The sequence below is a fragment of the Azospirillum sp. B506 genome, from assembly GCF_000333595.1.
Lineage (GTDB): Bacteria > Pseudomonadota > Alphaproteobacteria > Azospirillales > Azospirillaceae > Azospirillum.
On the sequence record NZ_BADK01000491.1, the window covers coordinates 1 to 20,113 of the forward strand.

The window sequence follows — 20,113 nt, forward strand, 5'->3', positions numbered from 1 at the left end:
CGACTATCGCGCCGCGCGCACTCCGGAGCTGCGGGTGATGGCCGAGGGGCCGAAGGCCGGCATCCGGCTGGAGCAGACGCTGGTCCCGGCCCTCGACTTCCGCCTGCATCCGGACGCCGCCCCGCTGGCGGATCTCTATACCGGTCAACAGCTCGCCATCGTCCATGCGGTGGGGCTGACCGACGGCACCCGCAGCCATTTCGTCGCCCAGGACCTGATGGAGCGCGGCATCGCCCGCGAGGAGGATCTCGCCCGCACCGGCAGTGGCTGGGTCGCCCGCTGGCTTGGTGACGGGGGGCTTGGTGACGGGGGGCATGATGCGGCGGGACGGGTGTCGGCCATTGGCACCGCCGCAGCACCGGCCGCCGCCCTGGCCGGGATGGGCGGGGCGCTCGCCGTGCCCGACCTGCGCGGCGGGCTGGCTCCTCCCGGCGGGCCGCAGGCGGCGGCGGTACTGGCGGCGCTCTCCCGACAGGGCGACGGCGCCTATGGGCGGGCGGCGCGCGCGGCGCTCGACGGGTTGTCGGCGGTCGACGGTCGGCTGCCGCGGGAGGCCGGCGGCAAGGTCGCGGCCTATGACGCGGAGGGCGGGGCCGTCTATGAGGAGACCGAGGCCGGGCGGGCCTTGCAGACGGTGGCCCGCGTGCTGAAGATGGACATCGGTTTGCGGGCGGCCTGCGTCGATGTCGGCGGCTGGGACACCCACGAGAACCAGCAGGGGCGCCTCGCCACTGCCGTCGGTCAACTGTCGCGCGCCCTCGCCGCCTTCCATGCCGACACCCGGCGTTACGACCGCGACCTGACGGTGGTGGTGATGAGCGAGTTCGGCCGGCGCCTGCGCGGCAACCGCAGCCAGGGCACCGATCACGGCCATGCCGGCGCCATGATGGTGCTGGGCGGCCGGGTGGCGGGCGGGCGCATGCTCGGCCGTTGGCCGGGGCTGGCCAGCCACCAGCTCGATCGCGGCGTGGATCTGGCGGTCACCACCGACTACCGGACGGTGCTGTCGGAGCTGATCGGCGCACCGGCGGCCCGCAGTTTTCCGGGGTTCCAGGGCAAGCCGCTGGGGGTGCTGCGGGGGTGAGGCGGTCCGACAGGTCGGTGGGGCGGTTCAGGACGCCGGACGGCTCTTTTCCCCTACCGCCACTCCCGCCCGTCCATGTCCTGGTAGACGCGAAAGCGGTCGCGCACCGTCAGCCAGTCTTCGGCCAGCATCTCGAAGATGTGCAGGTCGATTTCCTGACCGTCCTTCACCACCTGTCGCTTCAGCACACCGACCGGGCGGTAGCCGATCATCGGCTGGCCCTTCAGCAGGCGGGGGCTGTTGGTGCCCATGATGTGGTTCACCACCTTGCGCAGCCCCATCGTGAAGAAGACGTGGTTCAGCATGTAGGCGAAGTTCAGCGGGGCCGCGCCCATTCGTCCCGCCCGCTCGCCCATCAGCACGCCGAAGGTGGCGATCCGCCACTCCGGCTCGGTCACGGTGATCGAGACATGGCCGGCCGGCACGCCGTCGACGCAGAGGATGCGGTGGACATAGTCGTCCCGCTCCGCACAGCGCCGCAGCCATGCCTTCTGCCGTTCCACGTCGTAGGGGACGGCGGTCAGCATCTGGCTGGCGATGTCGGGCCGGGTGCGCCAGCCGAGCAGAAGTTCGGCGTGCTCCTCGGTCGGCTCGATGAAGGTCAGGGAGCCGCTCATCTCGGGAGTCCCATGACGACCCCTGTGCCTCCTGTCCCGATGAGAGGGCGCATGGCGGTTCCCGGCATCGTGGGCCTCAGGCGGTGCGGCCGCCGTCCACCGTGACGATGGACCCGGTCATCCAGCGGCTGGTGTCGGCGAGCAGATAGGCGATCATGTGGGCGATGTCGTCGGGATGGCCGAAGCCCAGCGGCTGGAGCGTGCGCAGATGCTCGTACTGTTCGGCGGTCAGCTTCTGCTTGCCGCGCTCGATCAGCTCGGTCTCGACGATGGAGGGGACGACGCAGTTGACGCGGATGCCGTCGCTCAGCAGCTCCACCGCCAAACCCTTGGTGGCGGCGATGATGCCGCCCTTGCTGGCGGCATAGACGACGTTGCCCGGCGAAGCCGCCGTGGCGGCGGTGGAGGAGATCAGTGCCATCGCCGCCCGTTCGGCATGACACCCCTTCTGCCGCAGTCCGCGGGCGAGTGCCAGGGCGCTGCCCAGGTTGGCCCGCATCACCTCGTCGAAGAAGGCGGCTGAGAAGATGCGGATCGGCCGCAGGGTCTGGATGCCGGCGCAGTGCGCGATGCCGTCGAGGGGCGCGTCGTCGGCGCACAGCCCCTTCACCCAGCCCGGCACCGCTTCCAGATTCGACAGGTCGAAGGGGGCGATGGCGTGGTCATCCCCTTCCAAACGGTCCGCGGTTTCGGCCAGCCGCTCCTCGTCGCGGCCATTCAGCACCAGCCTCGCCCCCAGCTTCGCCAGCACCACCGCCGTCGCCCGGCCGATTCCGGCCGACGCCCCGGTCACCAGGATACGGCGGCCGGTCAGGTCCATGGGGTTGTAGGCGGCCGGGGGACTGGCGGCGGTCATGGCGGGGAAATCCAGGCTGGTGGCGGATCGGGATGCGGACCATAGCACAGGCGCGTTCCGCCTCCGGCTGCGGCTTTTTCGATGAGCGGTCGATGGGGCTTGGCTGGGGAGGCTCTGCGCCGTAATTGTCCGCAATCAAGGATCCGGAAACCAATCCCGCGCCACTGTGCATTATGGTGTGGGCTATGGTGCCGGCCACCGGTTTCCGAAGAGGCCCCGCCGGGCCCTTGAACACGCGAAGGACAGGACAGCCATGAAAGCCATCATCGACGGCATCCGGATCGCCGGCCTGCGCGCGGTGGTGCCGCCCCAGCGCCATTCCTTCGTCGAGGATCCGGGCATGTTCACGGTGGAGGAGGCGAAGAAGCTGGCCGCCACCATCGGCGTGCAGGAACGCCATGTGCTGCCGCCGCCCTATTGCGCGTCGGATCTCTGTCTCGCGGCGGCGGAAGGGCTGATGCAGCAGCTGGGCTGGGACCCGGCGACGGTGGAGGTGCTGGTCTTCGTCTCGCAGGACGCCGATTACGTGCTGCCGGCGACCGCCTGCATCATGCAGCACCGGCTGGGGCTGCCGACCAGTGCGGCGGCCTTCGATGTGCCGCTGGGCTGCTCGGGCTATGTCTACGGCCTGTGGATCGCGGCGAAGCTGCTGGGTGGATCCTCGGCCAAGCGGGCGCTGGTGCTGTGCGGCGACAACCCGACCCGCCATCTGCACCCCGAAGACCGTGCCACCCTGCCCCTGTTTGGCGATGCCGGATCGGCCACCGCGCTGGAGGTCGACGCGGCGGCTCCGCCGGTTCCGGTGGTGATCGGCACTGACGGCACCGGCGCCCCGCACATCTTCGTCAAGGCCGGCGGCAAGCGCCATAGCCTGATCCCGCCGGTCGGTACCGCCGGCCGAATCGCCGACGAGGAGTCCGCCGCCCAGCTGGAGCGCGACTCCCGTCTGACGCTGAACGGGGCGGAGGTGTTCTCCTTCACGCTGCGCGCCGTGCCGCCGCTGCTGCGCGAGGCGATGGAGCATGCCGGCACCGACATCGACGGCATCGACCGCTTCGTCCTGCACCAGGCCAACGCCTTCATGCTGGAGCATCTGCGCAAGCGGATCAAGGCGCCGGCCGAGAAGTTTGTCATCGACATGCAGGACTTCGGCAACACCAGCTCGGCCTCCATCCCGCTGGCGATCTGCCACAGCATGGGGCCCCAGCTGGCGGCCGGGCCGGTGAAGACGCTGATGGCCGGCTTCGGGGTGGGCTGGTCCTGGGGCGCAATGGTCGCTGAACTGGGACCGATGCCGGAGCCGCAGGTGGTGGATTTGCCTGATGGCTATCCGATGCTGGCGGTGTGAGGGATGTTCCGGATCCGTGAATGCCGGTGTGGAGCTTGTGGCCTTGGTCCTTCTCCATTCCCTGGCTTGAAAACGTCCATGTGCGCCAATCACTCAAGAGAGATGATGCTGTGATCAATCGACTTACCGACCACAAGGACGATGCGTCGCCCGGTCTGGAACTGGAGGCTCTGAGGGCTTGTGCGAGCCGATTGCGTGGCCGCATCATTTCCCTTTCCCATGCCCGCAAGGCCCCTCATCTTGGGTCCTGTCTTTCCTGTGTCGATATTCTGGTTGCTGCCTACTGGACGGCTCTGGATATAAATCCGGCCTGTCCTGATGATCCGAAGCGCGACCGCTTCATTCTCAGCAAGGGGCATGCGGCGTTGGCGCTCTATTGCACGCTGGCGGAGCGCGGGATTCTCGACGAAGAGCTTCTGAACACTTTCAACACGTCAGGCACCAAGCTTCCGGAACACCCGGCAGCCGGGGGGATACCTGGAATTGAAGCCGCGACCGGGTCGCTCGGCCATGGACTGCCGATCGGTGTCGGGCTGGCTCTCGGCGCCCGTATTCGCCAGGAGGGATTTCGCACCGTTGTGGTGCTCAGCGATGGCGAGTGCAACGAAGGGTCCGTGTGGGAAGCCGCGTTGATGGCGGCTGCACAAGGATTGGATCGGCTGACGGCCGTTGTCGACTATAACAAGTGGCAGGCAACCGGGCGAAGCAACGAAGTCTTGGGGTTGGCCCCCTTGGCCGAAAAATGGCGAAGCTTCGGTTGGAATACGATCGAACTTGATGGTCATGACATGGCAGCGTTGAAGTCTGGTTTTGCTGAAGCGGAGAACCGTAACGGAAAGCCAACCGTTTTGATTGCTCATACCATCAAGGGTAAGGGCGTTTCATTCATGGAGGATGACAACAACTGGCATTATCGTATCCCGACGGCCGATGAAGTAAAGAGTGCCTGCATTGAATTGGGGCTATCATGAGAAATGCTTTTGCTGATGAGGTCACAAAAATCGCAGGTGGCCGAAGTGAATTGGTTCTGTTGTCGGGAGATATTGGCAACAGGCTTTTTGACAATTATAAAGAGAAGCATAAGGACAGATTTTACAATTGTGGTGTTGCTGAAGCCAACATGATTGGTGTGGCGGCGGGCCTTTCTCTGCAAGGGCTGCGTCCGATTGCCTATACCATCACACCATTTATTACGTCACGTTGCCTGGAGCAGATTCGAATTGACCTGTGTTATCACAATCTTCCCTCGTTGATTGTTGGCACTGGATCAGGTCTTTCATACGGTGGGCTTGGTCCTACGCATCACTCACTGGAAGACATCGCTTTGCTGAGAGCGATGCCGAACATGACCGTGCTTTGTCCTGCCGATTCCCAGGAATTGCGCGCTCTGCTGCGTGCGGCCTTGGATCATCCCGGACCGGTCTATATGCGGATCGGCAAGAAGGGCGAGCCTCAAATTCATCAGACAGTTCCGGCCGTGCAAATCGGCCGTGGGTTGACCTTGCGGGAAGGCGATGACGTCTGCCTTATCTCAACTGGCAATGCTCTGTCTCTGGTTCTCGACACGGCCACCGAACTGGAGCGGGTTGGGATCGGAGTGACAGTGGTCCAGTTGCATACGGTCAAGCCGCTCGACGATGCGCTCCTGCAGACGGTGTTTTCTCGTCACAAGGTGATTGCATCGGTGGAAGAGCATGGGTTGATTGGTGGCCTGGGTGGGGCTCTGGCCGAATGGGCGGCCGATCATGGTCCCTTTGGAAGCCGGCTCCTCCGATTTGGAACGCCTGACCGTTTCCCCGAGGCGATTGGTGGGCAGTCCTATCTCAGAAGCGCCTTTGGATTGACGACGGACAGCATTGCCGCACGAATTCTGGGCGTCGTTTCCCGACCAATCGAATGACCGTCCCCGACATGCTTTTGGAGCAGGCCGCGATCTTGTGCCGCGGGCCGGTTCGCACCGTTACCCCCCTGCCCCGCAGAGGGCGGAACAACCGTGTCTATCGTGTGGATGCCGATGCGGGGACTTTCGCACTGAAAGCCTATCCCGAGCCGGTGGATGGGCGAGATCGTCTGACCGTCGAATTCAAGGGCCTGCATTTTCTCTCAAGCCACGGAATTTCTGCCCTGCCGCGGCCCGTTGCCAGTGCTCCGGAGTTGCGGCTGGCACTGTATGAGTGGATTGAGGGTGTTCCACCCCAAGCCTCCCAGGATGCTGTCGATCAGGCATCGGATTTCCTTCTCGGCCTTCACGCGCTGCGTGAGGCCCCCGATGCGGCGGCTTTGCCCTTTGCAAGCGAAGCCTGTTTGTCCGCTGCCGAAATACTCCGGCAGATTGAGCGCCGACGCACGCGTCTGTCCGAGCAGGCAAGCGATCCCAGGATGATGGGGTGGCTGGAAACGGCTTTCGATCCGGTTTTCGCACAGGTGATCGAACGGGTACGGCAGCGCCACCAGCGTGACAAGGTATCCTTCGATGAGGAGTGCCGATCCGAGGGGCGAACGTTAAGCCCGTCCGATTTCGGGTTCCATAATGCCTTGTGCGGGACGGATGGTCAGCTTGTCTTCCTGGATTTCGAGTATTTCGGGTGGGATGACCCGGTGAAGCTGATCGCGGATGTCTGCCTTCACCCCGGCATGGAGCTTCCCCCCACTCTGGCGGCGCGTTTTCGTACGGCGATGCTGGCGGTGCATGGAGAGCAGGCGGCCTGCCGGCTTGACCGGGTATTCCCACTCTATGCTCTGCGGTGGAGTCTGATTCTTCTGAATGAGTTCCTTCCGCAGGGTCGGTTCCTGCGGAGCTTTGCCGGCGTCACCGAGCAGGAAGCGGACGAACTGCGTCGTGCACAGTTGGAGAAGGCCGATCGCATGGCTCGTCATGCTCTCGGGTTGGCAGGGATATGATGGAAGGGCGTCCCGTCATGCTTTTGGAAATGTTCGCTGGACTGACGCCAGAGGCGTCCGGACAAGAGGAAATACAATGAAAACATTCCTGCTGTTCGGTGCCGAAGGGCTGTTCGGAACCGAATTCGAGTTGTGCTGCCACGCCCGTGGGTTTGACGTGATTCCACTGCGCCGTGCGGATTGCGATATCACCGATCAGGCACAGGTCGAGGCTGCGATCCTTGGCCATCGCCCCGATGTCGTGGTCAATGCTGCGGGCATGATCGACATCGATCGTTGCGAGATGGACCCGGCCGGAGCGTTTGCCGTTCATTGCCGCGCCGCCATCGCAATGGCCGAAGCCGCAGAACGGATCGGTGCCATCCATGTTCAGACCGGAACGCATCTGATCTTTGACGGGACGGCACAGCGTCCTTATGTGGAAAGCGATCTTCCCGCTCCCGGTACTGTCTATGCTGCCACCAAGCTTGCAGCGGAATCGCTTGCTGCCTGGCGGTGTTCGCGCAACTACTCATTGCGCTTTCCCACACTTTATGGACGACGGCGTAATCGGCATGTGGGATTCGTAGACCGCATGGTGGAGATGTTATCTCAAGGCCGCACGGTGCGTGTGGCCGATGACCGTATCGACACGGTGACCTTTGCCGGCGACGCAGCAGGCACGCTGCTTGATCTGGTGATAGAGGAGCGTCCGTGGGGCATCTATCATGTCGCCAACGATCAGCCTCAATCCTATTTTGATGCCATTAATGAAATTAACCAATTGCTTGGGTCTCCCGGCACTGTGCTTCCGGCAAAAGATGCAGAATTCCGCAAATCTATTGCCAAGCCTGTGCGGGTTCCTTTAGCTTCCCAGCGGATTAGGCCATTGCGTAATTGGCGTGACGCAATGCGCGAATACAGTACCATTCTAAAAGCTGCTTAAGCTAGATTTCTAGCTATGAACCCTGCGCGGCCAAAGGTAAAGGGATGAAAATGGAAGAGAACATCAAAGTAGCAAATCTGTCCACATGTGGTGCTTGCGGTCATGCCCTGCATACGGCATTTGATTTGCCGAATCTTCCCTTGACTGGCATTTTTGTAAGTGAGCGGGAGGCGGAAAAGCCGCATGGGCACGACCAGGCACTTATGATGTGCCGAAGCTGTGGGCATGCTCAGCTGTCTTCCGTTCTTGAACCCGCTTTCCTGTATGGTGGTCATTATGCCCATCGTTCCTCTGCCAGTCACCTGACGCCGTCTTCCACGCAGTTCATTACGGCCTATCTCGATCGCATGTTCGGTGATCGGCGCTTCAAGCGTATTCTTGAAATCGGCTGTAACGACCTCGTGCTTTTGAACAAGCTGGCGCCGCGGGCCGAAGCCGTGGTCGGGATCGATCCGCTCTGGATTGGCAAGGAATTGCCGCCCATGCCGGACAACATGCATGTGGTCGGGAGCTTCATCGAGAATGTGGATATCGAGCAGGCTGCCGGGGGCCGACCCGACCTGATCGTTTCCACTCATAATCTGGAGCATCTTGTCGATCCTCTGGCCCAAGTCCGCCGCCTTCTGGATGCAGCCACTCCGGAAGCCGTCGTGGTGATGGAAGTGCCGGATTGTGACGCCATGGTTCAGAATTTGCGTTTCGACCAGGTCTTTCATCAGCATGTGCATTATTTTGGCTTGTCTTCTTTCCTTCGGTTGGTGAAGGAAGCTGGCGCTCATTACGTCGATCATACTTACAACTGGCGGAACTGGGGCGGTTCCCTGACCGTTGCTTTTTCCCGCAATTCTGCTCTAGCCCGTCCCGAACCTGAAGTTCAGCGCCCGTCGGACAATGTCCTGCCGGAACGCTACGCTCTTTTCCGTAAGCGCATGGCGGGTCTCCGCGATGTCATCGAAGGAATCCCATACGAGATTTGGGCATATGGTGCCGCGCAGATGCTGCCGACCTTTGCCTATCATCTGGAATCCGATCTGGGCTTCCTCGCGGGCATCTATGATGATTGCCCGAAGCGAACCGGTCTGACTTATCCGACGATCGCGGCCCGCATTTTCAAGCCGGACGCACAGACCTCGATGACCGAGGCTATGGTCATGATCACGGCACTGGATGCCGTCCGCCCGATCTTGAATCGGCTTCGGGATTTCAATCCCAAGCAAATCCTGGTGCCGAGCCAAATATTCTGATTTGGCTCATTTTTTGCATAATGCGGTGGCGTGCTTGCCGGACGCTAGGCAAAATTTGCCTGCCGTGCCTGTTTAGGGGTCCCCCCTATTCTACGGCTGGCGTTCGGAAAGCCTGCGCCTCGCAGCGCATGTGGAGAGTTCGATGGACAATGCTTCACCCCTGCAAAATTTGCCTACCGGGCTCAGCGTCGCGGGACAAGGGGACATTTTTGCCGGCCTGCTGAACAGCATTGCTGTCACGGGTCGTTCGGCTCCGCAGGGCGATGTCGAAGGGGCCATGGCCCAAGCTTGCCGGGTTCTGGCTGGAACGCGGAGCAGCGGCAACGCCATCTACATCGTCGGTAATGGAGGAAGCGCGTCCATAGCATCTCACATCGCCAATGATTTTGTGAATGGCGCCCAGTTGCGGGCAATCACCTTGCATGATTCGTCCGTTCTTACCTGTATGGCCAATGATTATGGGTATGAAAATGGCTATGCAAGGCAGGTCAAGGTAATGGGGCGCCCCGGAGATGTATTGCTGGCGATCAGCAGCTCCGGAAATTCCAAGAATATTCATAATTCTGTTTATGCTGCACGCGATGCGGGAATTGCTGTTTTCACACTTTCTGGCTTTTCAGACGATAATCCTCTGCGGGGTATGGGGGATTTGAACATCTGGGTTCAGAGCTGTGACTATGGTATGGTTGAAATTGCCCATCTCTTCATTTTGCACAACTGGGCAGACAGGTTGCGCATACAAAGACAAGCTGAGATGCGCGGCGATGCGATGCCAGTGCAAGCACAGGTCGCCACGCCGAAAGTCGCGGAGATGAGCCCATGACCGTGTCCTCATCCGGTTCCCGCGTCTGCCTCGTAACGGGAGGCGCTGGTTTCATCGGCAGCCATCTGGTCGAGCGCCTTCTGGCGGATGGGCATATTGTCCGCGTCGTCGACAACCATTCGACCGGCCGGCGGGAGAACCTTGGTCACCTGCGCGACAATCCGAACCTGTCGGAAACGGTTGCAGACATTGCGTGCGATGATCTGGCAGCGGTCTTCGCCGGGGTGGAGTGGGTCTTTCATCTCGCAGCTCTGGCCGACATCGTGCCGTCGATCCAGGATCCCGTCGGCTATTACGAAGCGAATGTTCACGGAACTCTCAGGGTCCTCGAAGCGGCTCGCGCCAGCGGTGTAAGCCGTTTCGTTTATACCGCCTCCTCGTCGTGCTACGGCTTGCCGGATTTGATGCCGACCCCGGAAACGGCAGAGATAAAGCCCCAATATCCTTATGCTCTGACGAAGTATCTCGGTGAGCAACTCGCACTGCATTGGAACAAGGTTTACCGTCTGCCCGTCGTATCGTTGCGCCTTTTCAACGTCTATGGGCCGCGGTCTCGGACGTCCGGCACTTATGGTGCCGTGTTCGGTGTGTTTCTCCGTCAGAAACTTGCCGGTCAGCCTTTCACCGTTGTTGGCGATGGGACCCAGACCCGGGACTTTACCTTCGTCACCGACGTCGTATCGGCCTTCGTTGCCGCCGCCGGTTCAGATCTGTCGGGAGAAATCTTGAATGTCGGCAGCGGTGGAACTTACAGCATCAATCAGCTGGTTGAATTGCTGGGTGGACAGATCACATACATTCCCAAACGCCCCGGTGAGCCTGACTGTACCTTTGCCGACACGGCCAATATTCGCAATCTCCTGGGCTGGTCACCAAAAGTGAACCTTCAGGAGGGCGTCTCGCGCATCCTGGAGGATATAGAGTACTGGCGCCAAGCCCCCTTGTGGACGCCTGACTCTATTGCAGAAGCCACCAAAGACTGGTTTAAATTCCTATCATGAATATGGAAAACTCTCACCCCGGCACCGATCTGACCTCAGGCAAGATTTTGCCCGTTGCCATCCTCGCAGAGCGATTGGCGGCGCATAAGGCGCAGCGGCAGCGTATCGTGCAGTGTCATGGTGTCTTCGACCTCGTCCACCCTGGCCATGTTCGCCATCTGAAGGCGGCAAAGGCTGAGGGAGATGTGCTGGTCGTAACCATCACTGCGGATTGCTTTGTCGACAAGGGGCCTGGCCGCCCAGCCTTCAACGAGAATTTGCGGGCAGAGTTTCTTGCCGCTATCGCCTGCGTCGATTATGTGGCGATCAATCCGGCCCCGGACGCGGTTGGTCTCATCCATACCTTGTCTCCTGACGTCTATGTCAAGGGAAGCGACTATGTTCGCCCCGAAGACGATCCGACCGGAAAGATCCGTGAGGAAGAAAACGCTGTGCAGCAGTGCGGTGGGCGGATGCATTTCACCGACGAGGTGACGTTCAGCTCATCCCACCTGATCAATCGCCGGCTGAACATCTTTCCGGAAGAGACGGAACGCTGGCTGCAGGATTTCCGCAACCGCTACACCGTGGACGAGGTCCTTGGTTACCTTGAGCGCATCGGCAATCTGCGTGTGCTGGTGATCGGGGAACCGATCATCGATGAATATGTCTTTTGCGATGGGCTTGGGAAATCCACCAAGGATCCAGTTCTCGCCGTCCAATATCGCAGCATGGAACGCTATGCCGGCGGTTCACTGGCCGTCGCCAACCATCTGGGCGGCATTGCCATGGACGCCGTACTGATCGGTCAGATCGGCGAAACCGAAAGAAATGAAGACTTCATGCGGATGCGGTTGGGGCCGAAAGTCGTGCCCTATTTTACCACCCGCAAAAATGCTCCGACCATCCACAAAAGGCGCTTCGTCGATCATTACACAGGAGTTCGTCTCCTCGAACTCTATGTAATGGATGACACCAGGACCCATCCCGATGATGAAGCCGAACTCATTGAGTTGGTTTCCCAATTGGCGCCCAAGGCCGATTTGGTCGTGGTTGCCGACTATGGTCATGGAATGATCACGCCGCGGGTGGCGCGGACGATCGAGGAGCATGCCAAGTTCCTGGTGGTGAATACACAAGCGAATGCAGGAAACCGCGGTTTCAACACAGTTTCCAAATTCCACCGGGCTGACTATGTTTGTCTTGCCAATCATGAGGTGGAGACGGAGACACGGCAGCGTCACGTCCCGGTCAGCGATCTCGTGGCTGCCTTGCCCAAGTCGATCAATTGTCCCCGCTACACCATCACCCGCGGCAAGCATGGCACCATCCACTTCGACACCGGTCAGGCGACGGTGTCGGTCCCGGCCTTGGCCGGGCAAGTGGTGGACCGTGTCGGCGCCGGAGATGCGGTTCTTGCCATCACGGCGGCCTTGACGCTCTTGGGAGCTCCATGGGAGATCATCGGCTTTATTGGCAATATCGGCGGGGGGCAACTTGTCGGCGAACTCGGAAACCGGGTGTCGATCAACCGAACCTCGCTACATAAAGCGATTGCCGCGTTGATGAAGTAATAGCACTCCAATCCTGTTTTCGCATCGTCCCTCATCTGAAAGCGACTAGCATGGCGAACTCGACATTTGAAACGGTCCTGGTCACTGGCGGCGCCGGCTATGTCGGTAGTGTTCTGGTACCCAAGCTGCTTGCTGCCGGCCATCGCGTGCGTGTGCTTGATCTTTATCTTTATGGCGAGCATGTGCTGGACAGCGTCGCGAACGATCCTCGTCTTGAGCAGATCAAAGGAGACATCCGCGACAAGGCGACTTTGGAGCGCAGTTTGGCGGGGGTGGACGCCGTCATTCACCTTGCCTGCATCTCCAACGACCCCAGTTTCGAGCTGAACCCTACGCTTGGAAAATCCATCAACTATGACGCCTTCTTTGGGTTGGTGGAACTGTCCAAGGCTGCCAGGGTTCGTCGCTTTATCTATGCCTCGTCTTCAAGTGTCTACGGCATCAAGGACATGTCCAATGTGACCGAGGATTTGCCACTTGAGCCGTTGACAGATTACTCGAAGTACAAGGCCATGTGCGAGACCGTGCTGCTTGCTGCACGGGAACCCGGCTTTGTTCCACTCATCATCCGTCCAGCAACGGTTTGTGGCTATGCACCGCGCCTACGTCTTGATCTAACTGTCAATATCTTGACCAATCATGCGGTCAATAACCGCAAGATCACGGTTTTTGGTGGTCGGCAACTGCGACCCAACATTCACATCGAAGACATTGCGGAGCTTTATGTTGAAGCTCTGACTTGGCCGGACGAAGTGGTGGACGGGGCAATCTACAATGCCGGATATGAGAACCATAGCGTTGCCGACATAGCCGATATGGTTCGGTCTTCGATTGGAACCGATATTATGATTGAGACGGTTCCGACCGATGACAACCGGTCCTATCATATCTCCTCTGATAAATTGCTTCAGACCGTCGGCTTTCGGCCCAAGAGAACGATTCGAGATGCGGTCGACAGTATCGTGCAGGCATTTGACGACGGCTTGATTCCCAACAGCCTGACCGACGACCGTTACTTCAACATCAAGCTGATGCAGCGGATCAACTTGGCATGATGGCTGATCAGGCAGCCTTGAATTTTGCATCAGGCACGATTCTCGGAATTGACCTTGACAATACGATCCTGTCCTACGACCAAGCGATCCTGGCTGTGGCGCTGCGAATGAAACTGGTCGATGCGCAAGCGCCCCGTGACAAGCGGCGCTTGCGTGACCTGATTCGGAGTGGTCCCGAAGGAGATGTCGCATGGCAACGGGTGCAGGCCGAGATCTATGGTCCGGCCATCGGTCATGCCGTGCTGATCGATGGTGTCATTCGCTTTTTGACCCGTTGTCGACAGCATGGCGTGACGGTCCATATCGTCAGCCATAAGACAAAGCGGGCCAATTACGACACCACCGGGACGGATTTGCGGTTCGCTGCATTGGGGTGGCTCGAAAACAACGGGATATTTTCTCTGGATGGGCCTGGATTGCCTCGCGCGAACGTCTGGTTCGCCGATACGCGGGCGGAAAAGGTCGATCGCATCGTTGATCTGGGATGCTCCTGGTTCATTGATGATCTGCTTGAGGTTTTCGAGGAGCCCAGCTTTCCCAGCAGCATAGGGCGTATTCTGTTCGACCCGACCGCAGCAGCGTCCGTTATGCCTGGGATGTTGCGGATGGCGGACTGGCCAAGCATCGAGCGCTGGGCCTTCGGCGGCTGAGAGGAACCGCGACCCGAAAATGGCAAAAGGGCAGGACGGCGAATGGTTGTGACGAGCGCGAAAATGCAGGATTGGTGGAGGGCCGTCCGGACGCAAACCATTTCGACATCGGAAAGCCCGGGGATCAGCCGTTTCCACGATGCCGTCCTTTGCCTGTCCGTGTCTGGAGATGGACGGAAAGCCCTGAGTGCCGGGTTTGGCGGAGAAATTCTGTTATGGGACATAGAAGCGGGAACGCTTCTGAAAAGCTTGCCAACTGCGCCGTCTGCGGTTCGATCGGTTTCCTTGAACTGGAACGGCTCCCTTGCGCTTGTTGCTGATGGCCATGGAATTGCCCGGTTGTGGGATTTGGACAGGGAGACGGTCAAGCAGGTTTTCCGCCAACACAATGATCCTGCTTTCCGGGTCGCTTTTTCACCGGATGACCGTTTGTTGGCCACCGCGACGGAAACCGGCGATATCCTGATCCATTCCGTTCTCTTGGCAGAGCCACTCCGCCGGTTGTCGGGGCACAAGGGGCCTGTGTCTGCCCTGGCCTGGACAAAACGGAACGAACTGTTGTCCGCCGGCTGGGACAGGACGGTCCGGCTGTGGCCAGCGGACGGAAATGGAATGCCCCATGTCTTCACCGGGCATCGGCGGGAGGTGCATGCCATCGCCATCACCCCGGATGGGTGCAGGGCGGTTTCTGGAGGCCGCGAAGGCATCTTGCGTGTGTGGGACCTGTCGTCTCGCCGATCTCTTGGCATTCTCGCCGACTGCAAGGCTCCGGTCACCTCCATCGCGATCGGAGACAGCGGACGGCTGGTGGTTTCGGGGGCGAACGATGGCTCCATCCAGGTCCGATCCTTGTTTTCCGGTCAAGATCGCGGCCGCATTAAAGGGCATGTTGCGCAGGTGACAGGACTGTCGGCGTATCGTGACGGGCACAGCATGCTGTCCTGCGGGGCCGACGGCATGATCCAGCTTGCCGACCTGCGGGACCTGAAGCCCGTCCATTGCCTGCAGGGGGGCGGGCGTGGGCAGCGCGCCGAAACCGTTCAGGCTGTCCTGCCGGAAGGGAATGCTGCACGGGGACGCCATGCTGTCCTTGGCGGCATTGAACGGCTTTTTCTCCGCTGGTGCGACCGGCAGAATCTTCTTCCGTTGAAAGCTCTCCAGAGGTTGGCTCCGGTATTGCGGTTGCTATGCCGGCCGCCTCTGGTCAACCTGCCCTTGCCAGCTACCCTGCTGAAGAAGGCAAGCCATATCCTGCATGGAATGAAGGACGAGGCCCATGCCCTCATCCTGCTGGAAAAACTTCTGACCAGATATCCGACCGATCCCATGCACTGGTTGGCCTATTCCAAGGTGACACAGGAGCTTGATCTCCTCCCCGCCTCTCTGGCCGCCTGCGACCGGGCGAAACGGCTGATTGAGGAACAAGAGCGGTCGATCCGGGGACAGGCAGCCAATCTGCTCATATACTTGGCCCGTGAGGGCCAACCCTACTACGCTCCTGCGCTGGAGGAAAGCCGACGAGCGCAGCAGTTGCAACCGCTCGACATCAACACCCTGCATCAGACGATGGAAATTCTGGCTGCTCAGGGAGATTTCCCAGCTGTTGCGCGCCTGCTCGACAGCCCCGACTACCAACTCGCAACGCTGCTTTACAATGGTCCGCTTTCCTACGGTGAGATGCTGAGGTGGCTGCTCGCTCGGAAAGCCGATCCTTTGCGTCACTTGGCGCCAGTCCCGGCCGCAACCGACATCTACCACATTGCCATCGTGGTCTGGGGAGATGCCTATCTGCAGACTATGGAAACGGTCACTCTGCCGTCGCTGCTGGCGAGCGGCAACCTGCCGGCTCTCGCACGGGCGGGAAGCGTCCGTTTGACTTTTCTCGCCCCCGAACAGGAGGGTGAACGTTTCGAGGCCATGCCGATCATGGCGGAGATCCGGCGTTACGCTACCGTCTCCCATATTCCATTTCCAAAGAGTTTTACATCTTATCCATATAAATACAAACTGATGTCTGTGCTGCATGTCGCCGCGCTGGATGCCACGCGGGCGGAGAATGCACATTTCGTATTCATTGCTCCCGACATTATTGTTTCAGATAATTTTCTATCTACTCTTGAGCGGCGCCGATCTGCCGGCAAGGGCATCATCATGGTGGCCGGGATCATGTTGGAGAAAGCCGATTTCCTGGCTGACCTCGATCACAGACCATCCTCTCCCAATCAGCCTCTTTCCGTAGCTCCATCCGAATTGCTCAAAATTGGCATCCGTCACCTGAACTGGGCATCTCAACATAATCTGTACGCAGCTCAAATGAAGCGCGATTCTGCTTCCGTCATTCTTTGGCCTCTGCGTGGAAAAGGGTTCGTCGCCCATGGCTTCCAGCACACGCCCTATCTCATTTCCCGTGAGGTTCTGCAGCGGTATGACGGTTCGCTGTTCAACTTCATCGACGCCGATTTCCTTTCGCGCGTCGTCAGGACGTCTGATGATTTGGAAGATTGTGATCTGATCCAGAATGCACTGGAAGCCAATTATTTCGAGCTGTCCTCGACGGAACGACCGGAGTTTCTGGCGGACTTCGACATGGATCGTGTCGCGCGCTGGGGAGCGATCCAAGGCTTTGCTGCCAGGTGGCTCTTCCCCCGCAAGATATATTTCGACCCCGATGGACCTGAATTGAGAAGCGACGATCCGGCCTACAAGAAATCTGACCACTTTGTTGCCGATGTGATGCGCCACCTTCCTGAAAACCAATGGGTCGTCCCCCTGCCTTGCGTGGTGCAAACTGCGCCTCCTGTGCGGGCACTATCAAAAGCAAGTGCTTGATTGACATGGCTAGACCAGTAGCCGAATTTGCTGGAATGCCGATGGCGATAAGAGCTGTGTTTCTCCAACGAGACAGGATGTTTGTCATGCAAGAGCAAGCAGGTGTCGACCGGAATGAAAATTTTCATCGGTCAGAGGAGCCTGCGATCGATATTCAGGCATGGCGCAATCGGATTCGCACAGAAACATCTAGCAACTACCAATATCAAATGGGCTTGGCACTCCTGAGGTGCGGCGATGCTGCCAACGCCTTGGCAGCGTTCAACCGGGCGATCTCGATCCAGCCCGATCTGGTTCCCGCACACCTTGACCGTATCGTGGCTCTGCATCGTCTGAACCAGGACATGGGAGCAACGCTAGAGGCGATCTCGGAAAACACCGATCTGGTGGCATGCGCTGCTGCTGTCGCTGTTCTGGGGCTGTTCGATGGGAGATATGGAAAAGAAGACCGCGTTATAATCTTTCCGATCCTTGCACCACTCTTGCCGGAAGCTGCTGATAGCTTTGATCATATCATCTCTGAATCCTCAGATCTGAATCTATGGAAATACGCCATCGATATTCTGAAGATCGTAGAAAATAGAGGAGAGGCAGTCAAAATCCGTCTTTCTGACCTTTATATGGACTTTATCAGGACAGTTGATGATGAGGTTGACCTTTCCAAGGTCAGCGAGTTGGCGATACGGGCAGCCCAATTCCGCCCGCTTTTTGCTGACGAGGCCGTGAAGGAGATTTTCCGGCGGCGGCAGAGGCTGCGTATCGGCACGCGCACCGCGGTCGGTGGAAATGGCGACGTGGTGGCTTCCGGGGTTGATGCGGTGCTTTGCAAGGCCGCCAAATTGCCTTTGCATGACCCGGAAACACTCTATCAACTCGGCTTGACCATGCTGCTTCAAGGGTTGTGGAGCGATGCGCAAGTTTCCTTTAGACATTGTCTCGATCTGGCCGGGGACCATGTCGGTGCGTTGAGTTATCTGGCGCTGGTTGAGTTTGTGATGGGAAACCTGGATTCCTCCCTGGGTGTTTTCGACCGCTTGTCCTCGATTGGGCCGACGACCTCCTCCCCTTGGGTGCCTGCCTGGGCGCGCAGCTTTGGTGGTCTCGTGCTTCAGGCCTCAGGCAAGCTTGAAGACGCTGTTGAACGCTATCGTTCCGCGTTGGATTCGGGAGCGGAATATGCATGGGCATACAGCAACCTCGGATTGGGCCTGCTGGCGGCAGGCCAACTCGACGAAGCTGAGGCTGTTCAGCGCAAGGCGTTGAAGCTTGAAGAGAACTATTGGCAATTCTCCAATCTTGCTTTGGTGCTGGAAGCCCAAGGCCGGCATCAGGATGCCTTGGACCTGCACCGCAGGTCTTTGGAATTCGATCCGGAATGGGCAAGGTTCCGTTGCCTTGTCCGCCCCTGGGCGGCTCAAACGCTTTTCCAGGCATACCAGGAACTGGACGGCGATGAAACGACGACTGCATCGTCCATTTTTTGAAAGGTGCTGGTGTGGGACAATTTATTCTGGATCGAGAATTTCCGCGCAACCTTTGGGCTGATACCGGTATCTGGCCTCCGTCTTCTGTTCTAGCCGAAGTCGAGGAAACCCTGAACGATTGCCGGTACTATTATGGCGCCGCCCGCGATATCGATGCTCTGGCTGTCTTCGTTCGCGACGTCCTGCCGAATGGCGTCTATTACGTCTTCGGCGCCGGCAGCCACACGCGCGTTCTCCTGGAAATGCTGTCGACCCGGCCCGGCATTGTGGTGAAGGGAATCGTCGATCGTCTGGCGGCATCCGTCGGGGAAGCCTTCGGGATGCCTGTCGTGCCAGTATCGGACCTGCCGGGCAGATCCTTCGACTATGTTCTGCTATCTCATACGGCTTACGAGCGCGAGATGGCCGAGGCCCTCGCTGGCGCAGGCGTTCCAGGCGAACGCATCCTTCCGATTTACACCCATGCCGGATACATTCCGCATGCCAATGCAGCGTCGCGCCGCATTGCGGTCGATCTTGCCGGAAAGCATGCTGATGCGGTGATCGTCACCAGCGCCGGTTCGCAAATTCTGTCAGACGGCGAATTGGCGCGCGTTCTGGATCCGGCCAGGACTGTGCAACTGTCCATGATGCGTGGTGTCGATTATTCAAAGTCTTCTATTTTCGAGACTATAGATCTTCTTGAATCTTTGGACTTGCTCCGACAGGCGATACGGAGCCTGTCGCCCAAATTGATTTATCTCCGCGGTTTGATCTATAAAACCTATATAGGAAGTTTTCTTCTTCATTATTTTCCTGAAATTCCATTGGTTCATGAACCCTATGATTATGCCGTGCTGTGGCCTGATCATGACCTGTGGGCCTTGTTCGGACTGACGCCGACGACCATCCGTCTGACCCGTCTTTGGGAATTTCACACCGCCAATCTTGCTGCACTGACCTTGTCAAAGCGAGGCGGAGAGGATTGGAATCGGCTTCAAGGGCACTGCAGCGGAGAATTCCGCACCTATTTCCCGATGATCGAAAAGGCAGTTCCCCCATCTGCCTGGACGCCACCCGCGCTAGGGGACCCAATGCGGTTGCTCTATGCCGGTTTTCTGCCGTCCTCGCGCTTCCTGACCGCGTTCCGGAACGCACACAATTTCCTGCCGATTGCCGAAGCTGTCTGCGAAGAGAATGCAACGCTCGACATCTTTAATTCAACGCATACTGGAGAGCATAACGATTTCGGCTTCCTAGATTATATGAATCGTTATGCTGAAGGCCCCATCCGATATCATCGGAGAGTCCCTTCCAATGACATGCTTTCCCTTATGGGACAGTATGACTTTGGCTGGTTGGCCGACAAACAGTATGAATTCCAACCTGATCGCTATGTCGCCATCTGCAACCGCTGGTCTGGTTATGTTGCCGGCGGGCTGCCGGTTCTGCTGGATGCCGGCTGGACCTATATGAGCGAAATGGTGAAGGAGTTCGACGCCGGCATCGTCGTGGACAACATGGATCCCCGACAAATTGCCGCGCGATTGAAGTCGGCCGATTTGCAGGGCTTGCGTCATGGAACTGCGGCTCTGCGGCAACATTGCCTGGATTGGAACCACGCATCCTTGGACCTGTTTGGCGCTGTTGCCGAACGTGCAGGCGTCCGCCCACCGGTCAGCTGAAAATAACTCGCCTGAACAGGAGAACTAAAGTCGTGTGAAAACACCAGCAGCAACAGGAAAGTTACCAAAATTTATTAAG

Annotated in this window: 17 protein-coding genes; 15 read left to right on the top strand and 2 right to left on the bottom strand. The window is 59.0% G+C overall.

The annotated features are described in order from the left end of the window. The coding region (locus I71_RS14700) for a DUF1501 domain-containing protein (RefSeq protein ID WP_042695599.1) at window positions 1-1,084 on the top strand (1,084 nt) is incomplete at its 5' end. Between the two features lie 53 nt (window positions 1,085-1,137). On the opposite strand, the gene I71_RS14705 is transcribed toward I71_RS14700, so the two are convergent. Together I71_RS14705 and I71_RS14710 are read right to left on the bottom strand one after the other, a co-directional pair. Then, the gene (locus I71_RS14705; RefSeq protein WP_042695600.1) at window positions 1,138-1,701 is read right to left on the bottom strand and encodes a GNAT family N-acetyltransferase; all 564 of its coding nucleotides are present in this window, start codon (window positions 1,699-1,701) and stop codon (window positions 1,138-1,140) included. Between the two features lie 76 nt (window positions 1,702-1,777). Continuing rightward, window positions 1,778-2,557 carry an SDR family NAD(P)-dependent oxidoreductase gene (locus tag I71_RS14710; protein WP_042695601.1) on the bottom strand — a complete coding sequence of 260 codons (780 nt, stop codon included), beginning with the start codon at window positions 2,555-2,557 and terminating at the stop codon, window positions 1,778-1,780. A gap of 253 nt (window positions 2,558-2,810) precedes the next feature. Between I71_RS14710 and I71_RS14715 the strand changes: the two genes are divergently transcribed. The 14 genes from I71_RS14715 (at window position 2,811) to I71_RS37445 (ending at window position 20,034) form a co-directional block, all read left to right on the top strand. Then, the gene (locus I71_RS14715; protein WP_042695602.1) at window positions 2,811-3,905 is read left to right on the top strand and encodes a 3-oxoacyl-ACP synthase III family protein; all 1,095 of its coding nucleotides are present in this window, start codon (window positions 2,811-2,813) and stop codon (window positions 3,903-3,905) included. A 20-nt stretch (window positions 3,906-3,925) separates the two neighbouring features. Continuing rightward, complete coding sequence (locus tag I71_RS14720; RefSeq protein ID WP_083897170.1) at window positions 3,926-4,876, top strand: transketolase; 951 nt, start codon at window positions 3,926-3,928, stop codon at window positions 4,874-4,876. Next, window positions 4,873-5,805: a transketolase family protein gene (locus I71_RS14725; RefSeq protein WP_042695603.1), complete on the top strand. Its 933-nt coding sequence runs from the start codon at window positions 4,873-4,875 to the stop codon at window positions 5,803-5,805. Before I71_RS14720 ends, I71_RS14725 begins: the two co-directional genes overlap by 4 nt. Next, a complete protein-coding gene (locus tag I71_RS14730; protein ID WP_049976124.1) occupies window positions 5,802-6,806 on the top strand; it encodes an aminoglycoside phosphotransferase family protein in 1,005 nt (334 codons plus the stop codon). The genes I71_RS14725 and I71_RS14730 overlap by 4 nt, the downstream gene beginning before the upstream one ends. 76 nt (window positions 6,807-6,882) lie before the next feature. Then, window positions 6,883-7,731: an NAD(P)-dependent oxidoreductase gene (locus tag I71_RS35980; protein ID WP_159107383.1), complete on the top strand. Its 849-nt coding sequence runs from the start codon at window positions 6,883-6,885 to the stop codon at window positions 7,729-7,731. Between the two features lie 50 nt (window positions 7,732-7,781). Next, window positions 7,782-8,975: a class I SAM-dependent methyltransferase gene (locus I71_RS14735; RefSeq protein WP_159107384.1), complete on the top strand. Its 1,194-nt coding sequence runs from the start codon at window positions 7,782-7,784 to the stop codon at window positions 8,973-8,975. Between the two features lie 142 nt (window positions 8,976-9,117). Further along, the gene (locus I71_RS35985) at window positions 9,118-9,798 is read left to right on the top strand and encodes an SIS domain-containing protein (protein WP_083897173.1); all 681 of its coding nucleotides are present in this window, start codon (window positions 9,118-9,120) and stop codon (window positions 9,796-9,798) included. Next, window positions 9,795-10,799 carry an SDR family oxidoreductase gene (locus tag I71_RS14745; protein ID WP_042695606.1) on the top strand — a complete coding sequence of 335 codons (1,005 nt, stop codon included), beginning with the start codon at window positions 9,795-9,797 and terminating at the stop codon, window positions 10,797-10,799. The genes I71_RS35985 and I71_RS14745 overlap by 4 nt, the downstream gene beginning before the upstream one ends. Further along, the gene (locus tag I71_RS14750) at window positions 10,796-12,352 is read left to right on the top strand and encodes a PfkB family carbohydrate kinase (RefSeq protein ID WP_083897174.1); all 1,557 of its coding nucleotides are present in this window, start codon (window positions 10,796-10,798) and stop codon (window positions 12,350-12,352) included. The genes I71_RS14745 and I71_RS14750 overlap by 4 nt, the downstream gene beginning before the upstream one ends. A gap of 50 nt (window positions 12,353-12,402) precedes the next feature. Further along, on the top strand, window positions 12,403-13,407 hold the full coding sequence (locus I71_RS14755; RefSeq protein ID WP_042695607.1) for an NAD(P)-dependent oxidoreductase: 1,005 nt from the start codon (window positions 12,403-12,405) through the stop codon (window positions 13,405-13,407). Beyond that, window positions 13,404-14,057: a hypothetical protein gene (locus tag I71_RS14760; protein WP_049976127.1), complete on the top strand. Its 654-nt coding sequence runs from the start codon at window positions 13,404-13,406 to the stop codon at window positions 14,055-14,057. Before I71_RS14755 ends, I71_RS14760 begins: the two co-directional genes overlap by 4 nt. 42 nt (window positions 14,058-14,099) lie before the next feature. After that, complete coding sequence (locus I71_RS14765; RefSeq protein ID WP_083897175.1) at window positions 14,100-16,886, top strand: WD40 repeat domain-containing protein; 2,787 nt, start codon at window positions 14,100-14,102, stop codon at window positions 16,884-16,886. Between the two features lie 86 nt (window positions 16,887-16,972). Continuing rightward, window positions 16,973-18,370 carry a tetratricopeptide repeat protein gene (locus I71_RS14770; protein ID WP_159107385.1) on the top strand — a complete coding sequence of 466 codons (1,398 nt, stop codon included), beginning with the start codon at window positions 16,973-16,975 and terminating at the stop codon, window positions 18,368-18,370. 11 nt (window positions 18,371-18,381) lie between these two features. Next, a complete protein-coding gene (locus I71_RS37445) occupies window positions 18,382-20,034 on the top strand; it encodes a hypothetical protein (RefSeq protein ID WP_148294245.1) in 1,653 nt (550 codons plus the stop codon). The last annotated feature ends 79 nt before the right edge of the window (window positions 20,035-20,113 follow it).